Below are 25,570 nucleotides of genomic sequence, written 5' to 3' on the forward strand. Positions count from 1 at the left end.
CCCAACCGATTTCAGGAAACGCGGCCTCATTGAAACCATCAGAGAAACGTTTATATCCCTCGCGGTTTTGCGGCTCACGGAGACCTGTGGCGGGAGGTCGATACCGTTGGCACGCCATGCGCCAGTGAGGGCCAGTTGGGGCCGTGCCTGCGCGGCCGGCGACCCAGCGCGGGGGAATCATTACAGCCTGTTCTATAGAAGCGACCACAGCCGAGGAGCAAAAGATGGCACTGAAATTTTGGGTGACGACCCCTTTCTTCTATCCGGACATGACTCGACCTTGGTCCGAGGTTCTGGACGGCATGATCAGGATCGTCGATGCCGCCGAGGAACTAGGGTTCGAGGGAATCACGATCAATGAGAACCAGTTCCAAAACTACGTGAGCAACCCCTCCGCGATGATGTTTGCGGCAGTCGCTGCAACGCGTACGAAGCGGCTGAGGATCGTTCCTGGCGTGGTCGTTCTGCCCGCGTACAACCCATTGTTGGTTGCGTCGGAGATGAGCCTGTTGGATCATCTCGCGCCCGGCCGGATCGGCATCGGCGTGGCGCGGGGCGGCAGCCGGTTCCAGCTCGACCGGCTTGGGGTGAAGCCGGAAGATCAACGCCCGCTCTACGAAGAAGCACTAGGGATTATCCGTCGACTGTTCACCGAGGATGATGTATCCCATGATGGGAAGTTCTTCTCGTTCCCGCCAACCACGCTGGTACCGAAGCCGGCGACCAGCCCGCATCCCGATATCTGGGTCGCGTCACAGAGCACGGACGGTGTTCGCAAGGTCGCCCAACAAGGCCTGAACCTGATCACGGCGCCGAACTACGGGAACTTCGAGCCCTACGGCGACCTTGAGGTGCTGCTGGACAGCTACAACGACGAGATCGCTAAAACCGGGCAGCCTCGGGGTGAGGTCATGGTGCTCCGGCACACCTGGGTGGGCCGCACGGAAGAGGAAGCGCTGGAGTATTTCGACGACATCGTGAACGAGTACAACCACTACATCGCCCTCGTGAAGGGCGAGGGCACGGTCGAGACGCAGGAGGACCGCCTCGCCACCCGTGACGTGGGCGAGAGCCGCGACTTTGTGACGCGAGGGAAAATGCGGCCCGTAGAACACTCCATCTCGAAGGACAATCTGTTCGAAAAGTACGCTGATCCGGTCCTAACGACCCCTGATCGAATGATCGAGCGATTCAAGACCTACGAGAAAATGGGCGTGGACCATCTCGCATGCCTGGTGGCAAACGGTATGCCCACTGATGCGGTCATCAAGAACATGGAGATGATGGCTGCCGAGGTTCTTCCTGCTTTCGAATAGTACAGCTCGCCAGATCGACATTCGGAGCTTCGACGTGCGGATGGCGGTCGGCCGCCTTTCTCGGTAGAGGCCGCGACCTTCTGTCAGCAAGAGGAGATTAAAAATTGATATACGAAATGCGCGAGTATGTCCCGATGCCGGGGCGGCTCGGAGATGTCGTCGACCTGTTCCACACCGTCGTCATACCACTTTTTGACAAGCACGAGATGGAAATCTCGCAGATGGGTTGCACCAGCCTCGGTGACAACTCCTACAACGAGTTCGTCTACACCATGCGGTTTGCCAACCTGGCCGAATTGGAGCGCAAGTGGGGGGCCTTCCTTGCTGATCCCCAATGGGCGTCAGCATTAGCGGACCGTGAAGCCAGCAGGCCCCTCTACCAGACCATCCGCAGGCGGATCATCGATTCCTCGCTCTTTGACCAGGTGCTGGACGCCTCGAAATGATCATTCACCTTTGAAAGCCCCAGTCAACAGCGGGGCAACAGATATTCGATTCAGTAACAGCTCGATCGGTAACCAAGACAATCGCTTAGCACTGCCATAACAAGCAGAGGGAGGAGAACAATTCGCCATGACGAAGCAATCGCGTAAGGCCCCCGTTGCCAATTCGGGGAAGTTCTATATTGGCGGGAAATGGGTCGATCCATCGTCAACAGCCACCATCGACGTGATCGAAGCAGCAACCGAGGAACTCTACTTCACCGTCGCCGAAGCCAGAGCAGCTGATATCGCACGAGCCGTGGAGGCAGCCCGTCGGGCCTTCGACGAAGGCCCGTGGCCGCGGATGTCGCCGGGCCGGCGCGCCGAGTACCTGCGAGCCATCGCTCAGGCCGTGGCCGAGCGGACCGATGACCTGGTCCAACTGTGGCCACGTGAGTCGGGGATCCTCGCCAGCGTGGTCCCAACAGTCATGGAAGAAATCCCCGCAGCGTTCTCCTATTATGCGGATCTCGCTGATCGATACCCCTTCGAGCAGGCAGCGCCTACCAGCTCCGGCGAAGGCTTCGGCATGATCGTCGGGGAGCCCGTGGGAGTCGTCGGAGCGATCATCCCCTGGAATACACCAATGCCACTGATCGCCTACAAGCTCGCCCCGGCGCTGCTGGCAGGATGTACCGTGATCCTCAAGGCATCACCCGAGGCGCCTGGTGCTGCATACGTGATGGCGGAGATCGCGGACCAGGTCGGTCTTCCCGAGGGCGTCGTCAACGTGCTCACCGCCGATCGGGAAGCATCCGAGACGCTCGTCCGGGATCATCGCGTGGACAAAATCTCCTTCACTGGTTCCACAGCGGTCGGAAAAATGATTGGCGGGATCATGGCCGACCGAGTGGGGCGATATTCGCTTGAGCTGGGCGGCAAGTCAGCCGCTGTCATCCTCGAGGACATGGACCTCGCCGAAGCAGCTGAAAAGCTGACTGGCGCTACTTGTTTCGTCTCTGGCCAGATCTGTGCGTCGCTGACCCGTATCGTCGTTCCGCGCCATCGGCACGATGAAATGGTTGAAGCCCTTGCCGATCGCTTCTCCCGGGTCAAGATTGGAAACCCGTTCGATACCAGCGTAGGCATGGGGCCTTTGGCCACCGAGCGACAGCGTGAACGCGTCGAAGGCTACATCGAAATAGGTAAAGCTGAGGGGGCGACCGTCGCTACTGGAGGCAAGCGGCCGAAAGACCTTACCCGGGGATGGTTCGTGGAGCCAACCGTGTTCGGAAACGTCGACAACTCATCGAAAATCGCCCAGGAAGAGATCTTCGGGCCCGTGCTCTCCGTTATCCCGGCTGCGGATGAAGACGATGCGGTCCGGATCGCCAATGACACTGTGTTCGGGCTCAACGCGGCTGTCTTCACTCACGATGCCGACAGGGCTCGAGAGGTGGGTAGGCGTCTGCGTGCCGGGACCGTGGGTCAGAACGGCAACCGGGCAGACTTCGGAATCGGGTTCGGAGGATTCAAACAATCCGGCATCGGCCGTGAGGGCGGGGTCGCAGGACTGCTCCCGTACCTGGAAAACAAAACGATGGTATTCGATGAAAAGCCCCGTTATGCCCCCGACTAAGTCCGAATCGGATCTGAAAGAAACCACCTCAAGTGAGGTTGGCGCCGCCGGATGTCTCCATGTTTTCGACATGGACGGCACCCTCCTCCGAAGTACTGCCACCATTGAGTTGGCCCGTCAGCTGGGCCAACTCGAAGGGGGGCAGGAGATCGAGAACCTTTGGTTCGAGGGGAAGATCACCGATAACGAGTTCTGGTTGCGACTACTCGACATGTGCGATGGCGCAAGCGACGCAGACCTCGACGAGGCATTTAACAACGCACCGTGGATGACGGGTATCGCGGAAACATTTGCCGATATCCGTTCCCGCGGCGAAGCCGTGATTGTGATCTCGCAGTCGCCAGCGTTCTTTGTCCGCGGACTCGAACGCTGGGGCGCGCACGAGACCTATGGCTCGGCAGTGGAACTGGGCCTCCCGCTTTCAGAGTCCGCCACCTTGCTGGCCGAGACAAAAGTCACGATCACAGAGGCAGCCCTCGCCATCCGGAACCTGAGCGTGCAGCAGTGCGTGGCCTATGGGGACTCATCGAGCGACCTCGGACTCTTCGCGACGTTGCCGCACACGGTCGCGGTGAACCCGGCTCCGGCACTGGAGGCCCTGGCATCCACGCGGTACGTGGGGACCGACATCCGCGAGGCGTACTCGCTAGGTCGCCAACTGATCGCTAGTCGAACAGAGAGTAAGTAACGTGAAGGAGTTCAAGGTAGATGAGCACGTCTAAGTCGTCAATTAAGGTTCTGTTCGTGGGAGAGTCCTGGATCAAGCACACGATCCACATGAAAGGATTCGACCCCTTCCACTCGACAGAATATGAGGAAGGAGCAGGAGTTTTCCTCGCTTGCCTGGATGACGCAGGTTACGAGGTCACTTATATCCGCGGTCATGAAATCACGCTGAAGTTCCCCCGAACGGCTGAGGAACTCAATGCGTTCGACGTTGTCGTGATCTCGGACATCGGATCGAACTCCTTCCTGCTCCCGGACGAAACCTTCCTGCGGTCTGAGGCGTCACCAAACCGGCTCGGCCTGGTAGCGGAGTTCGTACAGGGCGGCGGTGGACTGGTTATGATCGGAGGATATCTTTCCTTCAGCGGAATAGACGGCAAAGCTCGATACGGGATGAGTCCTCTCGCCGACCCTTTGCCGGTAACGATGTTGCCGTACGACGACCGCGTGGAGAGGTCGGAGGGAGTTGAGGTGGAAATCTGCGAGCCAGAACACCCGGTGCTAGGGGGCACACCGTCCACGTGGCCTCGCCTGCTCGGCTACAACCAGCTCATTGCCAAGCCCGACGCCACTGTCGTTGCACGCGTAGGTGAGGACCCTATGCTCGTTGTAGGCGAGTACGGTCGAGGCCGGGCGGTTGCATTCGCTTCCGACCTTGCTCCGCACTGGGCCCCGCGCGAGTTCCTGGACTGGCCACATTATGCGGGGCTGTGGACGTCGATTCTGTCCTGGACCGCACAGGCGCCGGCGCCTGTGCTCGCGGAACAGTCGCCAGGGTTTAGCCGGGGCTGACATGGCACAGCTAAATCAGCGGCGACCCACGATGAAGGACGTCGCAGCTCACGCCCAAGTGTCGTTGAGCACGGTCAGCTACGTGCTCAACGACACGGGACCGGTTGCACCCGCGCGTCGGAGGCGGGTACTCGACGCCGTGAAGCTCCTGGATTATGCGCCAAATGAGTCGGCACGCAAACTTAAGCGTGGTGGTCCGTCAACAATCGGGATGGTTGTGCCTGACCTGACCAACCAGTTCTTCGCTATGGTCACCAAAGGGGTGGAGGAAGCGGCCTCGTCCCGCGACGCCCTGGTCGCTCTGGTAGTGCCCACAGCGGGGAAGCTGCCCGAGGAGAAGCAAGTAGAGCTGCTGCGCAGCCAACGCGTTGATGGGGTCATCTACCTGTCCGGGACCGGTTCAATCCCCGCGGCGATCTATGATATCGCCCGATCTGGACCTGTCGTACTGGTCGATGAGCAGATCCCTGGGTCAGGGCTTCCTGCTGTCGTCTCCACTGCCCGCAAAGGGGCACGCGAGGTCGCTGCCCATGTCCTCGCACAGGGACATCGCCGGATCGCGGTGATCAGCGGTCCGCCCACCCTATGGACAGCGCAACAACGCCTAGCCGGTTACCGCGAGGCATTCGCCGGGGCCGGTATCGACCCGGACTCGGTCCCGGTCCTTGCCGGGGACTACGACCACAGTTCCGGACAAAAATTGGCTGCCCAGCTTCTCTCCGCAGACTCTCGCCCCACAGCTCTGATCTGTGCCAACGACTTGCTGGCTGTGGGAGCGATGGAATGCTGCCGGGAAATGGGATTAGCGGTGCCTACAGACGTCAGCATCATCGGATTCGATGACCTGCCGCTCTCGGTATTTCTCACGCCACGACTTACTACCGTGCGTCAGCCAGCGCATGACATGGGGTTGAAGGCGGCGTCCATGCTGTTTGATCTGCTCGAAGGCGCAGAGGTGGAGGCGATCTCGGAATTGCCAACTACCTTGCAGCTGCGAGAATCCGTCTGCCCTCCCCGGGAGGCGGTATGAAGGGCCGGCTTTTAGTCGTCGGGGCGTTGAACGTCGACCTGGTGGTAACAGCACCCAGACTGCCCACCGCCGGCGAGACCGTTGTGGGCCCCGAGTTGCGGCGTCACGGTGGAGGAAAAGGGGGCAATTCGGCTGTTGCCGCTGTGCGCTCGGGTGCTGACGTCCGGTACGTTGGCGCTGTCGGAGATGATGATCTGGGTATTAGTGCACTTGCTGAGCTGCGTGCCGAAGGGATCGACCTCACCGATGTTGTCATCAAGCCAGGCTTTGCTACCGGGGCGGCTCTTATCGTCGTAGATTCGTCCGGTGAGAACCAAATTGCCGTAGCGGCGGGTGCGAATGGGTCGGTGACACCCGAGGACGTCAGTGCCGCCGTGGCCCGAGCGAGTGCGTGGGCAGGATGCGTTCTTGTCAGCACGGAGATCTCGGCTTCGGCGGTGGCCGCGGCCGTGGAGGCCGCGACGTCGCAGGGGTGCCCTTGCGTGCTGAACCCGGCACCAGTTGAACCGGGCCTGCGCGAACTTCTCGATTTGTCGCCGATCATCACGCCGAACTCAAGCGAACTGCGCGATTTTTACCACCTGCTCGGAGAGTCCGGCGAAACTGACGTCGAGGTCATGGCGGCGAAGGTGGCAGCCCATTCCAGGGCTCCTGTGGTCGTGACAATGGGCGGGGACGGGGTGCTGGTGTGCGATCCTGATGGATTCAGCACCCGTGTGCCAGCTGGTTCCGCACGTCGCGTAGTGGACACCACCGGTGCCGGCGACACCTTCAACGGGGTGTTCGCCGCCAGCTTGGCAGCAGGGGAACCGGTCATCAGCGCGGCTCGCCGCGGCGTGGCAGCAGCCACATTGTCGGTCGAGTCCACCGGAGCACGGACCGGCATGCCCAGGCCATCGATGATCGAGGCTGCGCTGGCCGCGCGCGGATAGCGCAGAGTCCTCCTTCCCTTTGTGCGCTGCACTGCACTGAGGCGTCGACGTAATTAGAATTTTTACCCCTGTTTTTCATCAATGGTGTGAAAGTGAGGCTACAAGTGGGTCAACAAGTCGCCGAATGGTCGGCGGGCATCACGGTCAAATTGGACGGACACATAAGCCTTCAGGGGGTGATCAGGGCATGACGGCTTCACTCCAGGTTGGTTCTCAGAAGCGGTTAATGGTCTTTTCCGGGCGTTCGAACCAGCCTTTGGCGGCTGCCATCGCCAACCTGCTCGATATCGAGCTTGGCAAAGTAACTCTCAAGACGTTCTCCAGCGGGGAGGTGTACGGCCGGTTTGACGAATCGATCCGCGGCGCGGACGTGTTCATCATTCAACCCATGTGTGCGAACCCCACGACCGGTATCAACACAAATGATGCGCTCCTTGAACTGATGGTGATGGTGGACGCAGCCGTAGGTGCAAGCGCCCACCGCGTGATCGCGGTGACACCCTGGTATGGCTACTCCCGTCAGGATAAGAAGTCCGCTCCGCGTGAGCCTATCTCGGCGCGTATGGTGGCGCACGCCCTCGAAGTGACGGGCGTGGACCGTGTCTTGACGATGGATCTCCATGCTGGCCAGCTGCAAGGGTTCTTCAGTATTCCGGTCGACCACATGACAGCGCTGGGAATTTTGGGCGATTATTTCGCTGGCCTGGACGATGATCTTGTCATCGTCGCCCCCGACGCGGGACGGGTGAAGCTTAACAAGCAGTTTGCCAATCAGATCGGTGCAGGGTTGGCAATCCTGGATAAGGAACGCCCGCAACAGCAGGTAGCCGAAATCAATACCGTTATCGGTGACGTCCGCGGGAAGACCGCGATAGTCATCGACGACATCATCGACACAGCCGGGACGCTGTGCGCGGCAGGCGAAGCACTTAGTCGCGCTGGTGCACAGCGAGTGTTCGCCGCGGCTACCCACGGTGTCTTTAGTGGCGGGGCATTCGAGAACCTCGCGTCGTCGCCGTTCGAACGGGTGGTTGTTACCGATACGATCCCGCTCCGAGCTGGGGCCCCCTCCAACATCGATGTACTGTCCTGTGCACCTCTGCTCGCGGACTCGATTCGCCGAATCTTCACCAACGACTCCGTGAGCGCGGTCTTCGGCGGAAAAAACCACACCTTCTGAAGAGGATCGAAAAATGAGAGTTTTGGAGACCTTCCGGATGCTGCTCAACAATGAAATTTTTGAGATGGAGTCCAGGACATCGGACAGCCCGGCGAAGGTGTGCAGCAAGGACGTCACTCGAACTTACTGGGCCGCAGCCTACATCGAAGTGGTCACGCTGTGATCTCCGGTGATATCGCGATTGAAGGCGGTCTAGTCTGGGCAGCACCGTATGAGCACTATGAGCAAGGGCTGGTCTATATTCAGGCCGGGGTTGTGGTCTACACAGGTCCAGCTGGTGAAGGCATCGTGCCGCCGGGCACCCCTCGCCTCGACGCAACCGGTTGCACCGTACTCCCTGGCCTGATCGACGCCCACGTTCATCTGACAACCAACTCTGATCACCAGAACGTGCTTCCGAGTGACACCTTCCGGGGTCAGGTGAGCAAGCCCGGAAAGCTCCTGCACGGGCAACGGAATGCCCACCGAGCCCTCGCCGCGGGATTCACGACCCTGCGAGTGATGGGACATCGGGGTGTTGGTGAGATCGAGCTGCGGGATTTCATCGATGCTGGTCTCGTCGTCGGACCACGACTGGTGGTCGCGCCCTGGTGGATCACCATGACCAACGGCCATGGCGATTTGTTCTACCCGCCGTACACGCCGCGGAAACGGTGGGACACCGCCGACGGTGTCGAAGAGTGCCGCAAGATGGTGCGCCTCCAAGCCAAGGAGGGGGCGGACTTCATCAAAGTCATGGCCAGCGGAGGAATGTCAAAAGGCGAGCAGCCACACTGGCCGAATTACAGTGTCGCGGAGCTGAGCGCCATCGTCGATACCGCCCACGATTTGGACCTGCGCGTCGCGGCTCACGCGCTGTCTCCCGAGGGCATCCGGCGCAGCCTTGCAGCTGGCGTCGACTCCATCGAACACGGCTCGTATCTGGATGAGGAGACTGCAGCCGAGATGGCCGAACGGGGAACCTTCCTTGTCCCCACCCTGGCGTTCAATGACTGGTGCCAGCGCGAGGGAACCATTCGCGGCCTGACCGCCGCCGGAGTGGAAGACCTCCGTGAGGCCCACGACCGCACTCTCGAGTCATTCGCACTGGCGCGTGAGGCCGGGGTCAAGGTGGTCATGGGGACAGATTCCTCGGGGACCTTGTGCCCGTTCGGTGCGCACGCACGGGAACTTGAACTCTACGTAAAGCATGGCATGTCGGCAGACGAAGCTCTCGCCACCGCCACCACGACCGCAGCCTCGCTCATTGGTCGACCCGATCTGGGCTCACTGAGGGCAGGGGCTGTAGGCGACGTCGTCGTTGTCGACGGAAACGTACTCAGCGACATCAACCGCCTAGGTCACCAGCCCAACATCAGACACGTAGTGCGAGCTGGACGTGACCTAAAGGAATTTCTTCGCGCCACCTCGGAGATCACGATCTTCGCTCAGAGGAGGCGCAGCTCACTCGAATAGGCCCCCTTTAAGTACTGACGGCGTGGAGCCGGCGCGCATCCCATGAACAAAGGTCCAAACCACAAAAACAAAGGAGATTGTGAACCATGGCAATTATTGAGGCGACGTTCTTTGATAGGCGTTTCGACGACGAGGCGTTTAGAGGACAAATGGTGGAAGCCATAACCCAGGCCGTCACCTCCGTGCTCGGCGAGGCGGCCGGAGACGACACGACGGTCATCCTGCATGGCGTTGCGCCGTCCAGGTGGGGATACGGGGGAAAACTCCTGGGCTGAAGGGCTGAAGAAAGTCGTTCTGTTCGTCACCCATCAGGTCTCTCGCCTGCTGGCCATGCATACACACTTTCGATGGTCAGCAGTTAGTCGCGGTGGGCTTCTGGAAAAAATCTTTTCCGCACTTCGCGGCGGGGTGGGGTCGTGCCAGAGTACCTGGCGGGCCCCACGGCCTTTTCGGGCGCCCCTCAAGATACTGCAGGAAATTCCCTCGGCTCATTTGTGGTCATCCGAGCCGTGCGGTGGTGATCCTTTCCGGCAAGCGGTAATGGTTCGGCCCTGAGCCGGCCGGCGGCAGCGGGGAGCCATTCGCGGAGGCCAAGGACCAAGCTCACCCTGTTGCCTGCGCCCAGGCGCCAGCCGGTCGGTGCCGTAGTCGGCGCTGACCGGCCGGCGGATTCATCCGAGCCGCGTCGTGACCGGCGCATTCAGCTCTGGAATCGCTGTAGTAGTGCAACAGGGCGTGGATGTCCCAGCGTTGCCCGGAATGGAATTAGTAACCAGGGGAGTGCTGCTCCGGGTGCTGGTTCCCGCGCCGAAAAGCGGCTCCCTGGGGAATGGATGCGCCGATAGGGCGCGCTGCCCCACCTAGACGCTGCCTGTCCCTCTTGTGGACGTAAGGTCGAAATGGCCGTGATCAACGCGTCGTTCGGTTTTCCTGACGCCCGGCGGTTTTCAGGAGAACCGGGGTTGTGAAGTCGCAGCAGCCAAAAGCACGAACTCAAAGGCCAGGGGCGCGTGCGCGGCCGTCTCCAGTTGGAGGTGGGTCAGGCGCATTTTCTTGAGCATGGCCTCTCATTGGGCCATTCTCTGCTGCATCCGCAGGCGAATCACAGTAGAAAACGTGAATCGTTTCTACTTGTGATTTGGTGACACAAAAACCCCGTAAAACAGGGAAAAGACGCGAATCTGTTCCGCCTATTGACATCTGAACTCGAATCGATAATTATTTGTGTTCTGGCACACAATTTGCGCTAGATCCCCTAGAAAATTCATTGTCTGCGGACGCCGCGCCGGCTTGGCGGAGGCGTCGGTCCCAAGAAGGAACAAGGTGCAAAAACTCGCCTCAACGCTGAGCCGGGGTCCGCGTTCCATTCACAACTCATTCAACAAGGAAGGCTGTATGCATGGCTCTTAGCGGAGAATTCGACAACCTGATCTTCAACACCGACAACTACAAGCACTGCCACTACCCCCTGTACCCCCCGGGTACCGAGTACGTCTCGAGTTACATCGAGTCAAGGGGCGGCGAGTACCCTGTCACGATGTTTGTCGGGCTGCAGGCCTTCCTCCGGGAGTACTTGATGCGCCCCATCACCCTCGAGGACATCGACTACGCGGAGAAGGAGGTCCGCGAGCAGGGCATGCACTTCAACCGAGAAAACTGGCTCGGTATCCTCAATGACCACGGTGGATATCTTCCGGTCGAGATTGAGGCTGTTGCTGAGGGCACTGTGCTTCCTTCTAAGAACGTGTTGGTCCAGGTGACCAACACGGACCCAAAGTACTACTGGGCCAGCAGCTTCTTCGAGACCGCACTTCTCCGCGCTGTGTGGTATCCGGCCACGGTCGGCACGATCAGTTGGCTGGCCAAACAGGTGATCAGGACAGCGCTCGATCGCACCTCCGAACACCCGGAGCTGCTACGCCACATGCTGCACGATTACGGAGCACGGGGAGTCAGCTCGCAGCAGTCAGCAGCACTGGGCGGCCTGGCTCACCTGGTGAACTTCAGCCAGAGTGACACCACGCCGGGAATCATCGCAGCAAAGAAGTACTACAACGCCGTGGCACCATCGAACTCCTGCCCGAACTCTGAGCACGCCGGCTTCACAGCCTGGGGCCGGGACCACGAGGTCGACGCGCTGCGCAACATGCTCAACGTGCACCGCGACAGCGGTGGGGTGCTTCTCCTCACCGACACCTACGACCACGAGAACTGCGTCAAGAACATCATCGGCGGTGAGCTCCGCGAGGAAATCCGGAACTTCCCAGGAATGGTGGGAGCACGGCCGGACTCGGGCGACCCTGTGCAGGTAACCGCTGACACGACCCAGTGGCTGATGGAGGCTTTCGGCTACGAGACGAACTCCAAGGGGTTCAAGGTCCTGCCCCCCTACATCCGTGTGGTCCAAGGTGACGGCATAACGTTCGAGACCCTAAGGAATGTGTTCGCCGAGCTGGAGCGCCGCGGGTTCTCAGCCGAAAATGCCCTGTTCGGCATGGGCGGTGGCCTCCTACAGCACTGCAATCGGGACACGATGAACTTCGGGCAGAAAGCCAACGCGGTTCGGGTCAACGGAGAATGGCGTGACATCGCCAAGTCGCCTAAAGGCGCGGACTTCAAAGTCTCGAAGGCGGGGCGACTGGCCTTGGTCAAGGTGGACGGTGAGTACCAGACCGTTCCGCGCGACTCAGTGTCCAGCGAGGAGAACCTACTCAAGCCGGTATTCAGGAACGGTCGTCTGCTCAAGAAGTGGGACTTTAGTGAACTCATCGCGAACAGCGAAGCAGAGGTGCCCGAGTCCTACTACGCAGACGTAATCGCACCAATGCTCCCCGCCAGCGAAACAACCGCCAGCGAGCAGACCGAAGAGAAAGTCCTCAGCGGGGTCTCTTCGTAGCCACTCCCGGGGCCAAGTCTCCTGCCCGACCTCCACGCGACCAGGGTCTGCGGAAGTCGGGCAGGAGATTGCCCACCAGCGACACCACAAAACCAACTTTTACAAAATGGAGAAGCGACGTGTCCGCAAATCGCGAGACATCCTATCCACCGCCTTCTCTGGGACAGACTGAGGAGTGGAAGATGCCCGACTTCAAGGAACTTGTGCGCTCCGTCTGGGACGCTGCCTGGAATCATGGTGACCCCGACGCCTTGGATGCCATCGTTCATCCAGATTACGCACTGGAAAACGCGGAATCCGGAAACACCTCGGGTTTAGCTGAGCTGAAGGTGGAAGTTCGTGAGATGCGGGCCGCAATCCCCGACCTACGCACGACAGTGGACAAGATCGTCGTTGACAATGAAGACTTTGCCATTTTCTGGTCGGCAACCGGAACATTCCTTAACCCCCTGGGCGACGTTCCCCCGACCGGCCGCAGCCTGCAGACCTGTGGCTCCGTTCAAGGAGTCCTGCGTGACGGCCGAATCATCCGCGAGCGGGTAACCTGGGACCTCACCGACGATATGCTAGCCGATCTGGGGGCACCCAGGCTGCGGTCCGCATTCGAGCAGGCTCGCCCGCAGGCAGACTTCAGCGAGCCCACCATCGACGCGCTCAAGAAGTTCAACCGCAAATTTGTCACCGGAGTGACCGTTGTCACGACCACCGATTCGAGCGGCCAGCCGCGGGGGCTGACACTTAGCGCCTACACACCCGTGTCGCTGGATCCGCCGCTCGTTCTCGTATGCGTGCAGAAGACGTCCTCCACCTATCCCGCGCTGTTCGAGTCCGATCACCTCGGCATCAACATCATCGCCAACACGCAACGGGCCGTCGTCGACAAGTTTGCTACCAAGACCGATGACAAGTTCTCCGGTCTCGACTGGCATGCGGGACCGGCCGGGTCGCCGCTCATTCGCGGCTCGGCGGCGTCAATGGAGGCGGAAATTAAGGAGCGCTTTCAGGCTAAGACACATACGGTATTCATCGCCCGAGTCACCCACCTGGAAGTTTCTGACCTCGCGCCCATGCTTTATGTCTATATGTCGGGGCAGTTCTACGATGGTGCCTCGCTCAAGGAGCTCTGAAGGTTCCTGCTCCGGGCGTCGCTGCCGGCGGCGTTACATCCGGAAACATGAATCGGCGTCTGAGGTGCGGGCAGCGCCCGCAGGTGTCGATGACCGTCGACGTGATGACCGCAAGGACCAGCGGGGAAGGGCCTGTACCTGTAGGGCCTGCGGGTGGAGGATCGGCGCAGGTCGAAGCCAATGGCCGAGCGGCGGGAGCTACCTGCCGGAACATTTGGAGGACGTCCATGAAGATGCTGTCTTTCGTGCCCTGGCTTTAGCCATGCAGGGGTTCACTAACGCATGACACATGAACTTCCAGGAGTCCGTTCTGCCGGGGTGAAAACCAGCAGGACCCGTTAGCGGGCTCCCCGGACAGGTTAGGTCCGGGAGTCCGGCGTTCACAAGAATCCAGGCGGATTCGGAAAAGACCGCATCACCTCATCCATGGCCGTCTTTACAGACGACCATGAACCGGACCACCACCAAGAGAAGAACCCATGACCATTACATCCGCGTCCGGCCGGGAAGTCCGCACCAACGCCGCCGTCGCCCGGCACGAAGTGGTAGCCATTGTCCTCGAACACTACGGCCGCATCGCCTTGCTGAAAAGGAGCCAAACCGTCGGGCATGACCAGAACCTTTGGCACTGCATCACCGGATACCTTGAGCCTGGAATGTCACCCCGGCAGCAGGCACTCACGGAGCTCTACGAGGAAACCGGACTGCGACCTTGGGATCTCTTTTGTCTAGAAAGCCGCCCGCCTCTCATCCTTACAGACCACACGTCGACTCCATGGCTAGTGCACACATTCAAGGCGGTTACCTCTCGACGCCGACTACGCCTCAACGAAGAACATGTTTCCTACCGCTGGACGCGCCCTGCCAAGGTCAGCCGATTCAGCAACTGCGTCGAGTGGCTTGGCCTCGTACTCGATGCTGTCCTCGAACAGGATCAACACCAGAAAAGGGCTCTTCATGGAACCGCCGAACGAGGAAAGCCTTGACCCAAAAGACCCCGCAAGGCTTCGGTGCCTTACCCGGTGAGTCCGTCGAATTGCACTGAACAACGGTCTTTCAGGTCGGCTTCTCGCCCGATCTGTGCGTTCAGTGCTAGGTCCATGCACCTCGATGCCACTCGAGGTACTGGCAACCGGGTTCATCATGCAGGTACTGCAGACAGCACCAGATACCCTCCAGGAGGACACCATTGATAGTCATCGAAGGCATAGTCGAACAGGGTGACCAGCGAGGCAGGCTCCTTGGTTTCCCTACCGCCAACATCCCGCTCGACTCCGAAGAGGTTGATGACGGGGTCTGGGGAGCGATCGTGCGAATCGAACCGGACAGGTGGGTTCCGGCCGCAGTATCCATCGGCTGCCGCCGGACCTTTTACGCCGAGTCCGGTCAGCGCGTGTTGGAAGCCCATCTCCTTTACTTCAATGAAGAGCTCTACGGACGAAGAATCCGTGTTGAACTCGCCACGAAGCTCCGGCCGCAGCGCACCTTCGACACCACCGAGGCACTTACGGAGCAGCTGCACCAGGACGTGCAAAGGGTCCTCGAATGGTCACTAACGCACTTTCCAGCATTTCCGTCCCATAACCGCCGCGAATGCAGTGCGGTGGCCCGTCAAACATTAAGCAACGCATCTTAAGGAGCCGACTTGGCTGAAACCACGACCCTGACTATCGACCGCGAAACATCCCTGCTCGCCTCCGTGCCGACTGGCTTGTTGATCAACGGTGAGTGGGTGGAGGCGTGCGATGGCGGCACGTTCGATGTGCATGATCCCGCCACAGGGTCCGTCCTCACCACGCTCGCGTCGGCTACCAGCGAGGACGCGATCGCCGCACTGGACGCGGCCGACCGCGCCCAGGCTTCCTGGGCGCGCACCGCGCCCCGGGTGCGGTCCGAGATTCTGCGCCGCGCCTTCGACCTGGTCACTGCACGGGCCGAGGACTTCGCGCTGTTGATGACCCTGGAAATGGGCAAGCCCCTGGCCGAGGCCCGCGGCGAGGTCGCCTACGGTGCGGAGTTTCTGCGCTGGTTTGCCGAGGAAACCGTTCGGGATTACGGCCGCTACCTCACCACCCCCGAAGGCAAGAACAAGATCCTGGTCCAGCACAAACCGGTCGGGCCCTGCCTGTTGATCACCCCGTGGAACTTCCCGTTGGCCATGGTCACCCGCAAGGTCGCCCCCGCCGTCGCCGCCGGTTGCACCATGGTCCTCAAGCCCGCCAAGCTCACCCCGCTCACGGCCCAGTACTTCGCGCAGACCATGCTCGAGGCCGGCCTGCCCGCAGGGGTGCTGAACGTCGTCGCATCCTCTTCTGCCGCCGGGATTTCCGGGCCGCTATTAAAGGACTCCCGGCTGCGGAAGGTTTCCTTTACCGGATCCACCCCGGTAGGTAAGCGCCTGATGGCCGACGCGGCCCAGAACGTGCTTCGTACTTCGATGGAGCTGGGCGGGAATGCCCCCTTCATCGTGTTCGAGGACGCCGACCTCGACGCCGCCGTCGAAGGCGCCATGGCAGCGAAGATGCGGAACATGGGCGAGGCCTGCACCGCCGCCAACCGCTTCTTGGTTCACGAATCCGTCGCCCAGGAGTTCACCCGGAAGTTCGCCGCAGCCATGGGCGCCCTGACCACCGGCCGTGGCACAGACCCCGACAGCCAGGTCGGTCCACTGATCGACGGCAGTGTCCGGGACGACATCCACGCCCTCGTCACAGCCGCCGTCGACGCCGGAGCCGTCGCCGTGACCGGCGGGGCGCCAGAGAACGGTCCAGGCTACTTTTACCAGCCCACCGTCCTCGCCGACGTGCCCAACGGCGCAGCGATCCTCGGCCAGGAAATCTTCGGACCCGTCGCGCCCGTCACCACCTTCAGCACCGAAGCAGAAGCGATCAAACTCGCCAACGCTTCCGAGTACGGCCTCGCGTCCTACCTCTACAGCAAGGATTTCAACCGCCTCCTGCGCGTCGCGGAACAGATCGAATTCGGCATGGTCGGCTTCAACGCCGGCGTCATCTCCAACGCCGCAGCACCTTTCGGCGGCGTCAAGCAATCAGGCCTCGGCCGTGAAGGCGGCTCCGAAGGCATCGCCGAATACACCACCACTCAATACATCGGCATCGCCGATCCATACGCCAACACGCACACACCGCGGCCACGAAGCTAGGAAGCACCAATGCTTTGGCCATGTGCTCCATCACCCAGACCAGCGCCTTCTCCAACCAGCACCCCTCACAAATCAGGAGTTCATATGCAACGCACTGTTAAGGCGGCCACGGTCGCCATGGCGGCCTCCGCGCTGGTGCTGACCGCTTGTTCAGGCGGCACCAATTCCGCGGGCGACCCCCTACCGACGACAGCAGAGTGCCCTGAAGGTGTTACCACCCTCAAGGTACTTACCTCAGAATTCGGGTTCCCCAAGGCTGGTCAAATCGAAGATTTTGCCAAGGTGGAGCAATGCATCGAATTCGCCGTTGAGAGGGTTCCCTTCGCGCAACTTGCCGAAAAGATCTCCGTCGCCGCTTCATCAAACAACCAGCCCGACATCATCGGTTTTGACGGGCCATGGACCCAGAACTTTGCTGCCCAAGGGCTCTTGGCCCCCCTTGACGAGTACCTTCCGCAGGGTTGGAAAGATGATGTTGTGCCCGCTACCCTCACTGAGCAGTCCTACAAAGACAGGCTTTACGGGATGGGCATCCAACAGGACAGCCTAGCCCTTTACTACAACAAGGACATGACCGACGCCGCCGGCATCAAGGTGCCCACCAATTTGGACGAGGCGTGGACCTGGGAAGAGGCACGGAACGCCATGGCCAAGTGCCAGCAGGGACCGACCGGCAACCCGACTGTCTGGGGCTGGGCTCCTAACCGGTACAGCCCAGGGAACGCCTACCGTGATCTTCTCTTCCTCCGCTCCGCCGGCGATCCCACCGCGAACAAGGATTCCAGCGCCTACAAAACGTTCTATGCCATATCTAGTGACGGAAAGTCTGCTTCAGGCTGGTTGAATACCCCCGAGGCAGTGGAAGGCGCCAAGTTCTTCCAATCCCTATTCACTGGCCCGCATGCGGTCGCATCACAGACGGCGATCCCTAACTCACTGATCGACAAGCGCAGCTGCTTCGACATTGAAGTGGTGGGCATGATTGACATCTTGAACAAGGCAAAGGTCGACTTCAAGTGGGGAATTGCGCCGCTGCCTTACCTGAAGACGCCGATTGCGCACACCGGGTCTATTACGATGGGCATCCCGGCAAAGTCCAAAAACAAGGAAGCCGCCGGAAAGACCATTGTCAAGATGAGTACCGGCGACCAGCTCAAGCTCTACTCCACTAAGACCTTCGCGCAGCCGGCCCTTAAGTCCACGGCGGCAAGCGTCCCGGCCCTCAACGAATTTCCTTACAAGCTTTTCACTGACCAGATTCAGAAAATCGGCGTACCACGCCCTCCGTCTCCACACTACGTACAGTACGAGCAGTACGTAGTGGAAGCCCTTAAAGACATCGCGACAGGTGCCGACCCCCGTGGAGCACTCGACAAGGCAGTCTCGCGCATTGACCCGATCCTCAGCAGGTAGGAATGATCGCGACCATTCCCGACGCACGGACAAAAAGGACTTCCCGCCCTGGCCAGCAGACCCAGTCGGGAGGTTCCCGGTCCCGACGTCGGCGCAACGTCCGAGATGCGGCGGCCGCAGCTGGTTTCCTCGCGCCGTTCGTCATCCTTACCTTGGTCTTCCAGTACGTCCCGCTGGCCGTGCTCGCCCGAGACAGTGTCCACCAGTTCACGCTCTTCAACCCGGAAATGGCTGAGTTCGTCGGCGGACAGAACTTCGTCCGGGTCTTCTCGGACCCTGAGACAGTGCAGTCCCTGATCGTAACCGGTTGGTTTATGGTGGTATTTCTGGCCGTCGTCGTGCCGCTGGGCCTCCTGATTGCCGTGTACCTGAACGGCCGACTGCCTGCCCGGGGATTGGTACGAACCATGGTCTTCCTGCCGGTCGTCACATCCTCTGTGGTGGTAGCGACCATGTGGACGTTCATGCTTGCGCAGTCCGGGCTGATCAGCGGGCTCCTGTCCAGCGCAGGCGTGCCTCCCATCAACTTCCTCACAAACAAAGACACCGCGCTAGCCGCCATCGTCATTATGTGCGTCTGGCAACAGGTTGGACTGGCGGCGGTGCTCTTCCTGGGCGGCCTCCAAGCCATCCCGGCAGACGTCCAGGAAGCGTCCGAGATTGACGGGGCCGGACCGGTCCGGAGACTGATACATGTCACTATCCCTATGCTGTCCCGGACCACCGTCCTAGTTGTGGTGATGATGACCGTCTTTTCCCTGCAGGTCTTTGCCCCCGCTTTCATCATGACGACAGGCGGTCCAGAGGGGAGCACAAATTTCGTGATGTACCACGTCTACCGGACAGCGTTCTTCCTGCAGGACCCGGGCTTCGCATCGGCGATCTCCATTGTGGTGTTGGTCTTCGCGCTGACAATCAGTCTCATCCAAATGCGGCTACTGAAGATGAAATGGAACTTCTAAGATGAAAATCCCCAAGCCTAAATACCTTTGGACGACCCTCATTCTGCTGACAGTCCTAGCTGTCTTCGCTCTGCCCTATCTTTGGATCGTTTCGTCTGGTTTCAAATATCAGACCGCCATCTTCAAGGACATGGCCCCTGTCTCGTGGACAACGTTCCTGCCGATCGGCGCCGTAATGGACAACTTCGAGCAGCTCTTCACGGAAAAGGGGGTAGGCCGGGCCCTCGCAAACTCACTTGTGGTCGCCGCGATCGACGTGATCGGGGCCCTAATCGTATGCACGCTGGCGGCATATGCCCTGACACGCATCCGGTTCCGTGGACGCGGGGTCGTCTTCGCGCTGATCCTTGCCACGTTCATGCTTCCCGTTGAGGCAATGGTGGTCCCCCTGTATCGTGTCGTCTCCGGACTCGGGATCCAAGACACCCTGTGGGCCGTGGCCCTCCCCGGCGTTGCCAGCGTATTCGGGCTTTTCCTTCTGCGGCAGACATTCGACCAGGTCCCCACCGAACTGGACGAAGCGGCCCGCATTGACGGTGCCGGTCATATCCGGGTCTTCTGGTCGGTCATTCTGCCCAACGTGCGCACCGCCCTCGCCACCCTCATCCTGATTAAGTTCCTGTTCTCCTGGAACGCCTTCCTCTGGCCGCTGGTGGCCATCCAGACTCAAGAAAACCAGGTGATCCAAGTGGCCGTGGCACACTCGGCCGCCCCGGACTACCTGCCCAACTGGGGCCTGACATTCGCAGGAACGGCCGTCGCCACAGTCCCGCTCCTAATCCTGTTCCTCTTCCTGCAGCGTTACTTCGTCCGAGGCCTCGCCACCACCGGCCTCAAGTAACCTCAGCAGACTCGAATAACCAACTGCGAGGCGTTACGCCTCAGCAAACCTAGGACAGGGTCCGGCTGAGCCTTGGGTACAAAGGCATGATCCTGACAGCTGCCCGCGCCAGCGGACGCCCGTATGGGCGCGATCCTGCGAGCATGGACTTTTCGGCGGAAGGCCGCCAGGTGCGCCTACCCTTCTGATCCGGGCAGGTGGCCTTCCCCCGGGTGGCGGGATGATCTGTTTCTCACTAAGGGCCAACCCCCAAAGGCTGGCCCAGTCCAACGACGAACACGCACGACTCGTCGAGCTCTACCGACAACGCGACATGGAAGGCATCGTCAGCCTAACCGTTGAACAGCTCAGAACTACGTTGACCACCATTGAAGAAGGACACGAACGAGGCGTTCTCTGACTCACTGCTAATTCCGAATCGGTAAAGCCTGTCGTAGCGACATCTCTTCCGTCTTGCCACCCACGCCTTCAAACTCTGAATCGGGAGCGGCTCCGTCTCAGACCGCAACCGGCACAGCGAATCAGGCCTGTTCTGATTGGAGGGGCTACCCATCTAAAGTTCGGATCACTCGCCGATAATGTTGATTCCGTAGGCAGTCATCGCGTTGGACGGGATGATGAGCAGCGGCGACCTTGCGGCCGGCCGGCCGTCCGTTACTCATTTCGCGGGCGCAACCCGAGGCGAGGTCTGCTTGGGTGTCAGAAAAATCTTGGACTCTGCCTGTCGGTGACTGTCAGGAGTGTCACGCAGACCGTTATCGGGACCCCGGCGGCAGTGGCGAGCCCCCAGCGACCTCCGTGCCTGAACAAACCATTGTCACAGCCTAAGTTCTCTAGTTTTCACAAAAGCGTTCATGCCGGCTCTTGCCCGAGGTAGTGATCTACTATCTCTCCTCCGGTGGCCATCCACACCCGATCATGGGAGGTGATGTATCGAAGGGCGCTATCCAACGCGTCGACGCGGTGGGGGACTCCGATGATGTAGGGATGTAGGCAAATGGCCATGACCCGTCCTGACGTGGAACCTTCACGGTAAAGAACATCAAATTGACGACGGATCATCGTTTCGAACTGTTCGGCGGTGCAGTTGCGGTACTCGAAGGCAAGTTTGTCATTGATTTCCATCGAGTAGTTTAGAGAAACCAATTCCGTGTCTCGCACTCGCATTCGGTAGGGTTGATCGTCGTTAACCCAGTCCGCTACATACTTGACGCCCTCCTCCACGAGGAAATCCAAGGTATTCCACGTCTCGATAAGTCCCGAACCTAGCCATCCGATAGGTTTCTTGCCTGTGAATTGTTCAATTTTTGCGAGAGAGTCGCGAATAATCCGCTGCTCCTCCGTTGGATCCACTTGGTTCAAATAGCGCGTATTGCTCTCGTTGTGACCCAGGAATTCCCATCCGAGGCGGACGGCTTCCTCCACGATTTCAGGGTATGCATCGCAGACTTCGCTGTTCAGTGCTGCCGTGGCCCGGATGCCATGTCGCTCCAACACTTCCATTACTCGCCAGATACCCACCCTGGCGCCGTAATCCCGTATCGAGAAGGCCGGAACGTTCGGAATCGTATCGCCCTTCTCAATGTGTTCGTTTAGCGCAAAGGACTCAAGATTGGGGATGACCCAGAGAGCGAGTTTTGCATTTCCGGGCCAGGTTATTTTCGCCCTCTTATTGATGGGAAGATAGGGGAAGGGACCGCTTCGGTGGCTTTCCATATCGACAAGCTCTCCTTTTGCTAATTGCACCGGGTGCGCGGTGGCTGCGGAAACATGGATCCGCAGCCACCGAGGAACGATCATCTCCCGTCCACGCTAGGACTGGGACGGCTAGGTACTCTAGTATTTCTGTGGGATTAGCACGGCTATGAATGCTGCTGCAATTGCCAGGCACACTGCCATGAAGCTGAACGACGGTAGATAGCTTCCGCCGCTGCTCCCAATAAGGATTCCGACAATGAAAGGGCTCAAAGTCGACAGGCCCTGGGAGACCAGATTCATGATTCCTGCCGCCCGGCCGATAGTGCTGTTGTTTACCGTCTGCTGCAGGAGTGTCTGGATCATCAGCATCCCCACAGCCTGGAACATCAGGGCGCCGACCAAAAAGATGATCGTGGTTGGAAGACTTGCGGTGTTGATCGCCAGGAAAACGCACCCCGCTGCTAACAGGAAGCCGGCCGCTCCGAAGGGTGCGCGCCGCATCAGCTTGTCGGAGAGATATCCGCTGCCGTAAATCGTGATCAGGGTACAGGCGTAGATCAACGAAGTGATATTTCCCATGGACTGCATAGGAACCCCGCGGGCCTGATGCAGGTAAGAGGGAAGCCAGGTAGACCAACCCCAGAAAAAGAAGTTGTTGAAAAGGAACGCCAGGGTGATCATCCAGAAGCGGTAGTCCTTGATGAACGCGTACTTCGGCCCGTCATCGGTGTCCTGACTCGTACGGGAAGTCGTATTTTCGGCCGGGCGGCCGAAATCAATGTAGGCCAGCTCCTCGTCGCTCACTGAGGGATGTTCCGCGGGTTTGTTGCGGGTGAGAAAGAAGGCCATAGGGATACAAATAAGGACCGTGGCCACCGTCAGGATGTAGAAGGACGCCCTCCAGTCGAATGCGGTGATAATTCCAGCCAGCGCGAAACCTGCGATGGCTGGGCCAATCATGGTTCCGCTGTACCAAACTGATGAAGCCCGAGCGCGTTCCTTATCCGGGAACCAGTTATAAACGAACGTGTTGCAGACGGGATACAGGACCGCCTCACCGAATCCGAGGACGACCCGCCAAACGAGGAGGCTTTCAAAACTGCTGGAGACGCCGAACATGAAGATGGCAAGGGCCCAGATGGCCATGCCGACAACAAGGCTTGTGCGGGCACCCCACTTGGTCACTAGTGCACCCCAAGCAGGCATGCCGGCGGCATAGGCCACCAGCATGGCAGTTGTCAGAAGCCCGAGCCTGCCGGGCTGACCGAGCAGAGCAGTGTCCTCAAGAAATCCCTTGTCAGCCATGACGACGCCAACGCTTATTTTGTCCATCATGCCGATGACCCATGAAATTACCAGCGTGGTGGTGATATGCGTCCACCGGATCGAGCTGGAAGTCTTGACCTGCTTCATTGCAGGTCGAGTTTCAGTACTCATTCACAATTCCCTCCATAATTACTCCTCAATCTTTGACTGCATGCTTTGGTCTTCGGTCCCAGACTCGGAAAACCATGGGCATGCCTTATACAAAAGGGGCCGCACCCCAATTCCTTGACGACGAATTTTACGACCATGAACGGGGTATGGGCCTTGGTTCCGTCCTGGCACCTAAGTTTGTCGACGGAAGGGGCAGGAAAGTCCTTGGGATTCAGCTCGAAGAACAGCTAGGACTCTTGGGGCAGCGGATTTTGCAGAAATGTTTTCCGCAGGACAAATTACGATAATGCTAAATCTAAGCTCGATAGGTGTCAACAGGCCGCGCCTAAGAATTGCCTTCTACTAGTGGCAGATTTTGTAGGGCAAAAATAACTCTTACTTAAGGTGATCCATGCTTATTTGCCAGTCATTCGCGCACCGGTTTTTATGAGGACCAAAAATGGCTTGCTCTACCTGAGCGCTGCATGTCAAAAAAGCCGCGGCTGAAACTCACAAGCCAAGTCCGTCGTAGCCCTTGGACGACTAGAATTCAAACCTTAGAGATGGGTAGAAGTAATTAGATTCTGCCATTTTCCGGTCAATAACCTCACCGCCGCACCAGCAGCTTGAGGAGTGTCTCCGAGGACAAGACGTCGGCATACTTATGATGCATATCGAATAGATTGACGCAATGATTAAGCCAAGAGCGATCAAACACGGCATCCTCTACGACGGCGACATGAAAACCATTGGAATACGCGTCGACTACCGAGGCCCGCACGCACCCAGAGGTGCTCTCTCCGATGACAATGACAGTGTCTATACCCTGTCGGACTAGCTCGGCCACGAGCTGCGTCCCGTAAAAGGCACTGGCTCTTTCCTTCTCAATTATGGCTTCGCCCGGCTTTGGGGCGCAGAGAGGGTGGAATTCGTAGGCTTCTCCTCCCCCCCGGCCTTTTCGATTAGTGGCCGACAGAGTTTTTGCCCGGCTGGCGGTGATGTGCACCACCGGCATTCCCACGGCCCTGGCATGTGACAGGACTTCAGTAATAGGCCCCAGAGCCGCATGGGCGTAGCGGCCGCAGGTGGAGGGAAACTGCTGGCACAGATCCTCAGGAGCATGAGGCCCGCCTTCAAAGACCAAATTATAAAGGTCGATGGCAAGGACGGCGGGGCGAGGGCCCACTCCCAACGGACGCTCGTAGGAAGTGTAAATCTTCCGCATTGAATCATCGGAAATATCTTCCCAGCAATGACGATCCGTCTGCCAAGGAACTGTCGAAGACAGCATCTCAACCATTCTTTCAGAGGGTTCGGCGGCATGGCCCCGAAATGGAGATACCGCGGCGGCCGCAGGGCTCGTGCCCGAGTGACCGGGCACAGCCTACATAATTTCAGATTAGGGCGGGGCGTAGATGGCACTGGTATAAAGACCGGTTGTGTCCCGATGATTTCCGGAACACAACCTGTCGGAACACCTGGGATTAGCCGGCGTAGGCCTTGGTGATGAGGTCGACATACTCCTGCGGTGAGCCCATTACGTCGTTGACGAGCTTCTGCACGTCATCACCGCTCGTGTAGTGCACGGGGCGCTTGGCGTCGGTGGCGGCTTTGACGAACGCCTCATCAGTCATGACCTTTTTGAACGCCTCGCGGATTGCCTGCAGGGTGCCTGTATCCATGCCGGGAGGGGCGGCGAGGAGGCGTCCGCTGGAGATGAGTTTCGTGTGCAGTGTCGCCAGTTCTTTCTGGTCGTCCTTCACCGCGTCAACCAGGTTTTGCACCCCATTAATCTCCTTTTCACCCGTGTTCTCACCGATGACGAGAATGGGTTTGAGGTCACCGGCGTTGATACCCGGTTGCTGGCTGCCGAGCGAGCGGGAGTGCAGGTCGACGTTGCCTTGGATGACGTTCAGGCTCGCTTCGTTGCTGGACTTGAAGCCTGTCACGACCTGGTTGTTCATGCCGAGCTGTTGGTTAAGGACGACGGCGTCAATGTACTCGTTTGAGCCTGGGCCGGTGGCTGCGAAGCGCTTGCCGCGGATGTCGTCAACGGAGGTGATGGCGGATGACTTGCTGGTCACAAGTACGTCGGGTTCCGAGCTGATCTGGCCGATGTAAGTCATCTTTTTGGCGTCGTAAAGAACGCCATTGGTTTTCGCGATGGCTGCACCGAGGTGGCCAGGGCCGTTCAGCAGCACGAGGGTCTTTCCGTCCGGCTTAGCGTGCACGACCTCATTTGTGGCGAGGATACCGCCGGCACCGGGCCTGTTCTCGACGATCACTGTGGCGCCCAGCTCGTCACCTAGCTTTGGGGCGACCATGCGTGCATAGGCGTCGTAACCCCCGCCTGGATCGAAGGGGACCACCAGAGTGATGGTTTGGTTCTTGAGCTTCGCCGCAGCCTCTTGCGGGGAGGTTGACGCCCCCGCGGCGCTTGTCGACGAGCAGCCGGTGAGCGCGCCGCCGACGAGGGTGAGGGCGGCGAGCCCGAATGCGAGTTTGCGCATAGGATCAGGTCCTTTCGATTCTTTTGCACCCCAGGCGTGCGCGATTGGGGCG

The 25,570-nt window shown here is 59.5% G+C and carries 24 protein-coding genes and 1 pseudogene; 19 read left to right on the plus strand and 6 right to left on the minus strand.

What is annotated here, in order from left to right:
* Positions 1–224: 224 nt before the first annotated feature.
* The 13 genes from J2X98_RS11160 (at position 225) to J2X98_RS11220 (ending at position 13,515) form a co-directional block, all read left to right on the plus strand.
* The gene (locus J2X98_RS11160; protein ID WP_307307937.1) at positions 225–1,316 is read left to right on the plus strand and encodes an LLM class flavin-dependent oxidoreductase; all 1,092 of its coding nucleotides are present in this window, start codon (positions 225–227) and stop codon (positions 1,314–1,316) included.
* Positions 1,317–1,432: 116 nt separating this feature from the next.
* Positions 1,433–1,762, plus strand: a complete 330-nt coding sequence (locus tag J2X98_RS11165; protein ID WP_307307940.1) for an NIPSNAP family protein — start codon at positions 1,433–1,435, stop codon at positions 1,760–1,762.
* 127 nt (positions 1,763–1,889) lie between these two features.
* The gene (locus J2X98_RS11170; RefSeq protein ID WP_307307943.1) at positions 1,890–3,377 is read left to right on the plus strand and encodes an aldehyde dehydrogenase; all 1,488 of its coding nucleotides are present in this window, start codon (positions 1,890–1,892) and stop codon (positions 3,375–3,377) included.
* A 70-nt stretch (positions 3,378–3,447) separates the two neighbouring features.
* Positions 3,448–4,065: an HAD family hydrolase gene (locus tag J2X98_RS11175; protein WP_307307946.1), complete on the plus strand. Its 618-nt coding sequence runs from the start codon at positions 3,448–3,450 to the stop codon at positions 4,063–4,065.
* A gap of 20 nt (positions 4,066–4,085) precedes the next feature.
* A complete protein-coding gene (locus J2X98_RS11180; protein ID WP_307307949.1) occupies positions 4,086–4,895 on the plus strand; it encodes a glutamine amidotransferase in 810 nt (269 codons plus the stop codon).
* 31 nt (positions 4,896–4,926) lie between these two features.
* Entirely contained in the window at positions 4,927–5,925 is a 999-nt protein-coding gene (locus J2X98_RS11185; protein ID WP_373460870.1) for a LacI family DNA-binding transcriptional regulator, read from the plus strand.
* Entirely contained in the window at positions 5,922–6,857 is a 936-nt protein-coding gene (locus tag J2X98_RS11190) for a ribokinase (protein ID WP_307307951.1), read from the plus strand. Before J2X98_RS11185 ends, J2X98_RS11190 begins: the two co-directional genes overlap by 4 nt.
* A gap of 187 nt (positions 6,858–7,044) precedes the next feature.
* Positions 7,045–8,037 carry a ribose-phosphate diphosphokinase gene (locus J2X98_RS11195; RefSeq protein ID WP_307307953.1) on the plus strand — a complete coding sequence of 331 codons (993 nt, stop codon included), beginning with the start codon at positions 7,045–7,047 and terminating at the stop codon, positions 8,035–8,037.
* A gap of 13 nt (positions 8,038–8,050) precedes the next feature.
* Positions 8,051–8,200: a hypothetical protein gene (locus tag J2X98_RS11200; RefSeq protein WP_307307957.1), complete on the plus strand. Its 150-nt coding sequence runs from the start codon at positions 8,051–8,053 to the stop codon at positions 8,198–8,200.
* Positions 8,197–9,492, plus strand: a complete 1,296-nt coding sequence (locus J2X98_RS11205) for a metal-dependent hydrolase family protein (RefSeq protein ID WP_307307959.1) — start codon at positions 8,197–8,199, stop codon at positions 9,490–9,492. The genes J2X98_RS11200 and J2X98_RS11205 overlap by 4 nt, the downstream gene beginning before the upstream one ends.
* Positions 9,493–9,578: 86 nt before the next feature.
* Complete coding sequence (locus J2X98_RS11210; protein WP_307307961.1) at positions 9,579–9,767, plus strand: tautomerase family protein; 189 nt, start codon at positions 9,579–9,581, stop codon at positions 9,765–9,767.
* 1,124 nt (positions 9,768–10,891) lie between these two features.
* Positions 10,892–12,388, plus strand: a complete 1,497-nt coding sequence (locus J2X98_RS11215) for a nicotinate phosphoribosyltransferase (RefSeq protein ID WP_307307963.1) — start codon at positions 10,892–10,894, stop codon at positions 12,386–12,388.
* A gap of 182 nt (positions 12,389–12,570) precedes the next feature.
* A complete protein-coding gene (locus J2X98_RS11220) occupies positions 12,571–13,515 on the plus strand; it encodes a flavin reductase (protein ID WP_307307965.1) in 945 nt (314 codons plus the stop codon).
* Between the two features lie 380 nt (positions 13,516–13,895).
* Here the strand turns inward: J2X98_RS11220 and J2X98_RS11225 are convergent, their stop codons facing one another.
* The gene (locus tag J2X98_RS11225) at positions 13,896–14,126 is read right to left on the minus strand and encodes a hypothetical protein (RefSeq protein WP_307307967.1); all 231 of its coding nucleotides are present in this window, start codon (positions 14,124–14,126) and stop codon (positions 13,896–13,898) included.
* Here J2X98_RS11225 and J2X98_RS22220 point away from each other — a divergent pair.
* A pseudogene (locus J2X98_RS22220) lies at positions 14,058–14,327 on the plus strand (NUDIX domain-containing protein); the annotation flags it as partial. The gene J2X98_RS11225 and the pseudogene J2X98_RS22220 sit on opposite strands and share 69 nt — an antisense overlap.
* Before the next feature lie 6 nt (positions 14,328–14,333).
* On the opposite strand, the gene J2X98_RS11230 reads toward J2X98_RS22220, so the two are convergent.
* The gene (locus tag J2X98_RS11230; protein ID WP_307307970.1) at positions 14,334–14,474 is read right to left on the minus strand and encodes a hypothetical protein; all 141 of its coding nucleotides are present in this window, start codon (positions 14,472–14,474) and stop codon (positions 14,334–14,336) included.
* A 230-nt stretch (positions 14,475–14,704) separates the two neighbouring features.
* Between J2X98_RS11230 and J2X98_RS11235 the strand changes: the two genes are divergently transcribed.
* The 5 genes from J2X98_RS11235 to J2X98_RS11255 all read left to right on the plus strand — a co-directional run bounded on the left by J2X98_RS11235 (position 14,705) and on the right by J2X98_RS11255 (position 19,894).
* The gene (locus tag J2X98_RS11235; RefSeq protein WP_307307973.1) at positions 14,705–15,151 is read left to right on the plus strand and encodes a riboflavin kinase; all 447 of its coding nucleotides are present in this window, start codon (positions 14,705–14,707) and stop codon (positions 15,149–15,151) included.
* Positions 15,152–15,160: 9 nt separating this feature from the next.
* Positions 15,161–16,678, plus strand: a complete 1,518-nt coding sequence (locus J2X98_RS11240; RefSeq protein ID WP_307307975.1) for an NAD-dependent succinate-semialdehyde dehydrogenase — start codon at positions 15,161–15,163, stop codon at positions 16,676–16,678.
* 84 nt (positions 16,679–16,762) lie between these two features.
* The gene (locus tag J2X98_RS11245; RefSeq protein ID WP_307307978.1) at positions 16,763–18,091 is read left to right on the plus strand and encodes an ABC transporter substrate-binding protein; all 1,329 of its coding nucleotides are present in this window, start codon (positions 16,763–16,765) and stop codon (positions 18,089–18,091) included.
* A 2-nt stretch (positions 18,092–18,093) separates the two neighbouring features.
* Positions 18,094–19,053 carry a carbohydrate ABC transporter permease gene (locus J2X98_RS11250; protein WP_307307980.1) on the plus strand — a complete coding sequence of 320 codons (960 nt, stop codon included), beginning with the start codon at positions 18,094–18,096 and terminating at the stop codon, positions 19,051–19,053.
* Position 19,054: 1 nt separating this feature from the next.
* A complete protein-coding gene (locus J2X98_RS11255) occupies positions 19,055–19,894 on the plus strand; it encodes a carbohydrate ABC transporter permease (RefSeq protein ID WP_307307983.1) in 840 nt (279 codons plus the stop codon).
* Between the two features lie 852 nt (positions 19,895–20,746).
* On the opposite strand, the gene J2X98_RS11260 is transcribed toward J2X98_RS11255, so the two are convergent.
* The 4 genes from J2X98_RS11260 to J2X98_RS11275 all read right to left on the minus strand — a co-directional run bounded on the left by J2X98_RS11260 (position 20,747) and on the right by J2X98_RS11275 (position 25,518).
* Positions 20,747–21,694, minus strand: coding sequence for a polysaccharide deacetylase family protein (locus tag J2X98_RS11260; protein ID WP_307307987.1), 948 nt, complete (start codon positions 21,692–21,694; stop codon positions 20,747–20,749).
* Positions 21,695–21,730: 36 nt separating this feature from the next.
* A complete protein-coding gene (locus J2X98_RS11265) occupies positions 21,731–23,029 on the minus strand; it encodes an MFS transporter (RefSeq protein ID WP_307307989.1) in 1,299 nt (432 codons plus the stop codon).
* Positions 23,030–23,615: 586 nt separating this feature from the next.
* Positions 23,616–24,308, minus strand: coding sequence for a cysteine hydrolase family protein (locus tag J2X98_RS11270; protein ID WP_307307991.1), 693 nt, complete (start codon positions 24,306–24,308; stop codon positions 23,616–23,618).
* A gap of 184 nt (positions 24,309–24,492) precedes the next feature.
* A complete protein-coding gene (locus tag J2X98_RS11275) occupies positions 24,493–25,518 on the minus strand; it encodes a Bug family tripartite tricarboxylate transporter substrate binding protein (protein ID WP_307307994.1) in 1,026 nt (341 codons plus the stop codon).
* Positions 25,519–25,570 lie beyond the last annotated feature (52 nt).

It is taken from the genome of Pseudarthrobacter enclensis, assembly GCF_030811655.1.
Taxonomy (GTDB): domain Bacteria; phylum Actinomycetota; class Actinomycetes; order Actinomycetales; family Micrococcaceae; genus Arthrobacter; species Arthrobacter enclensis_A.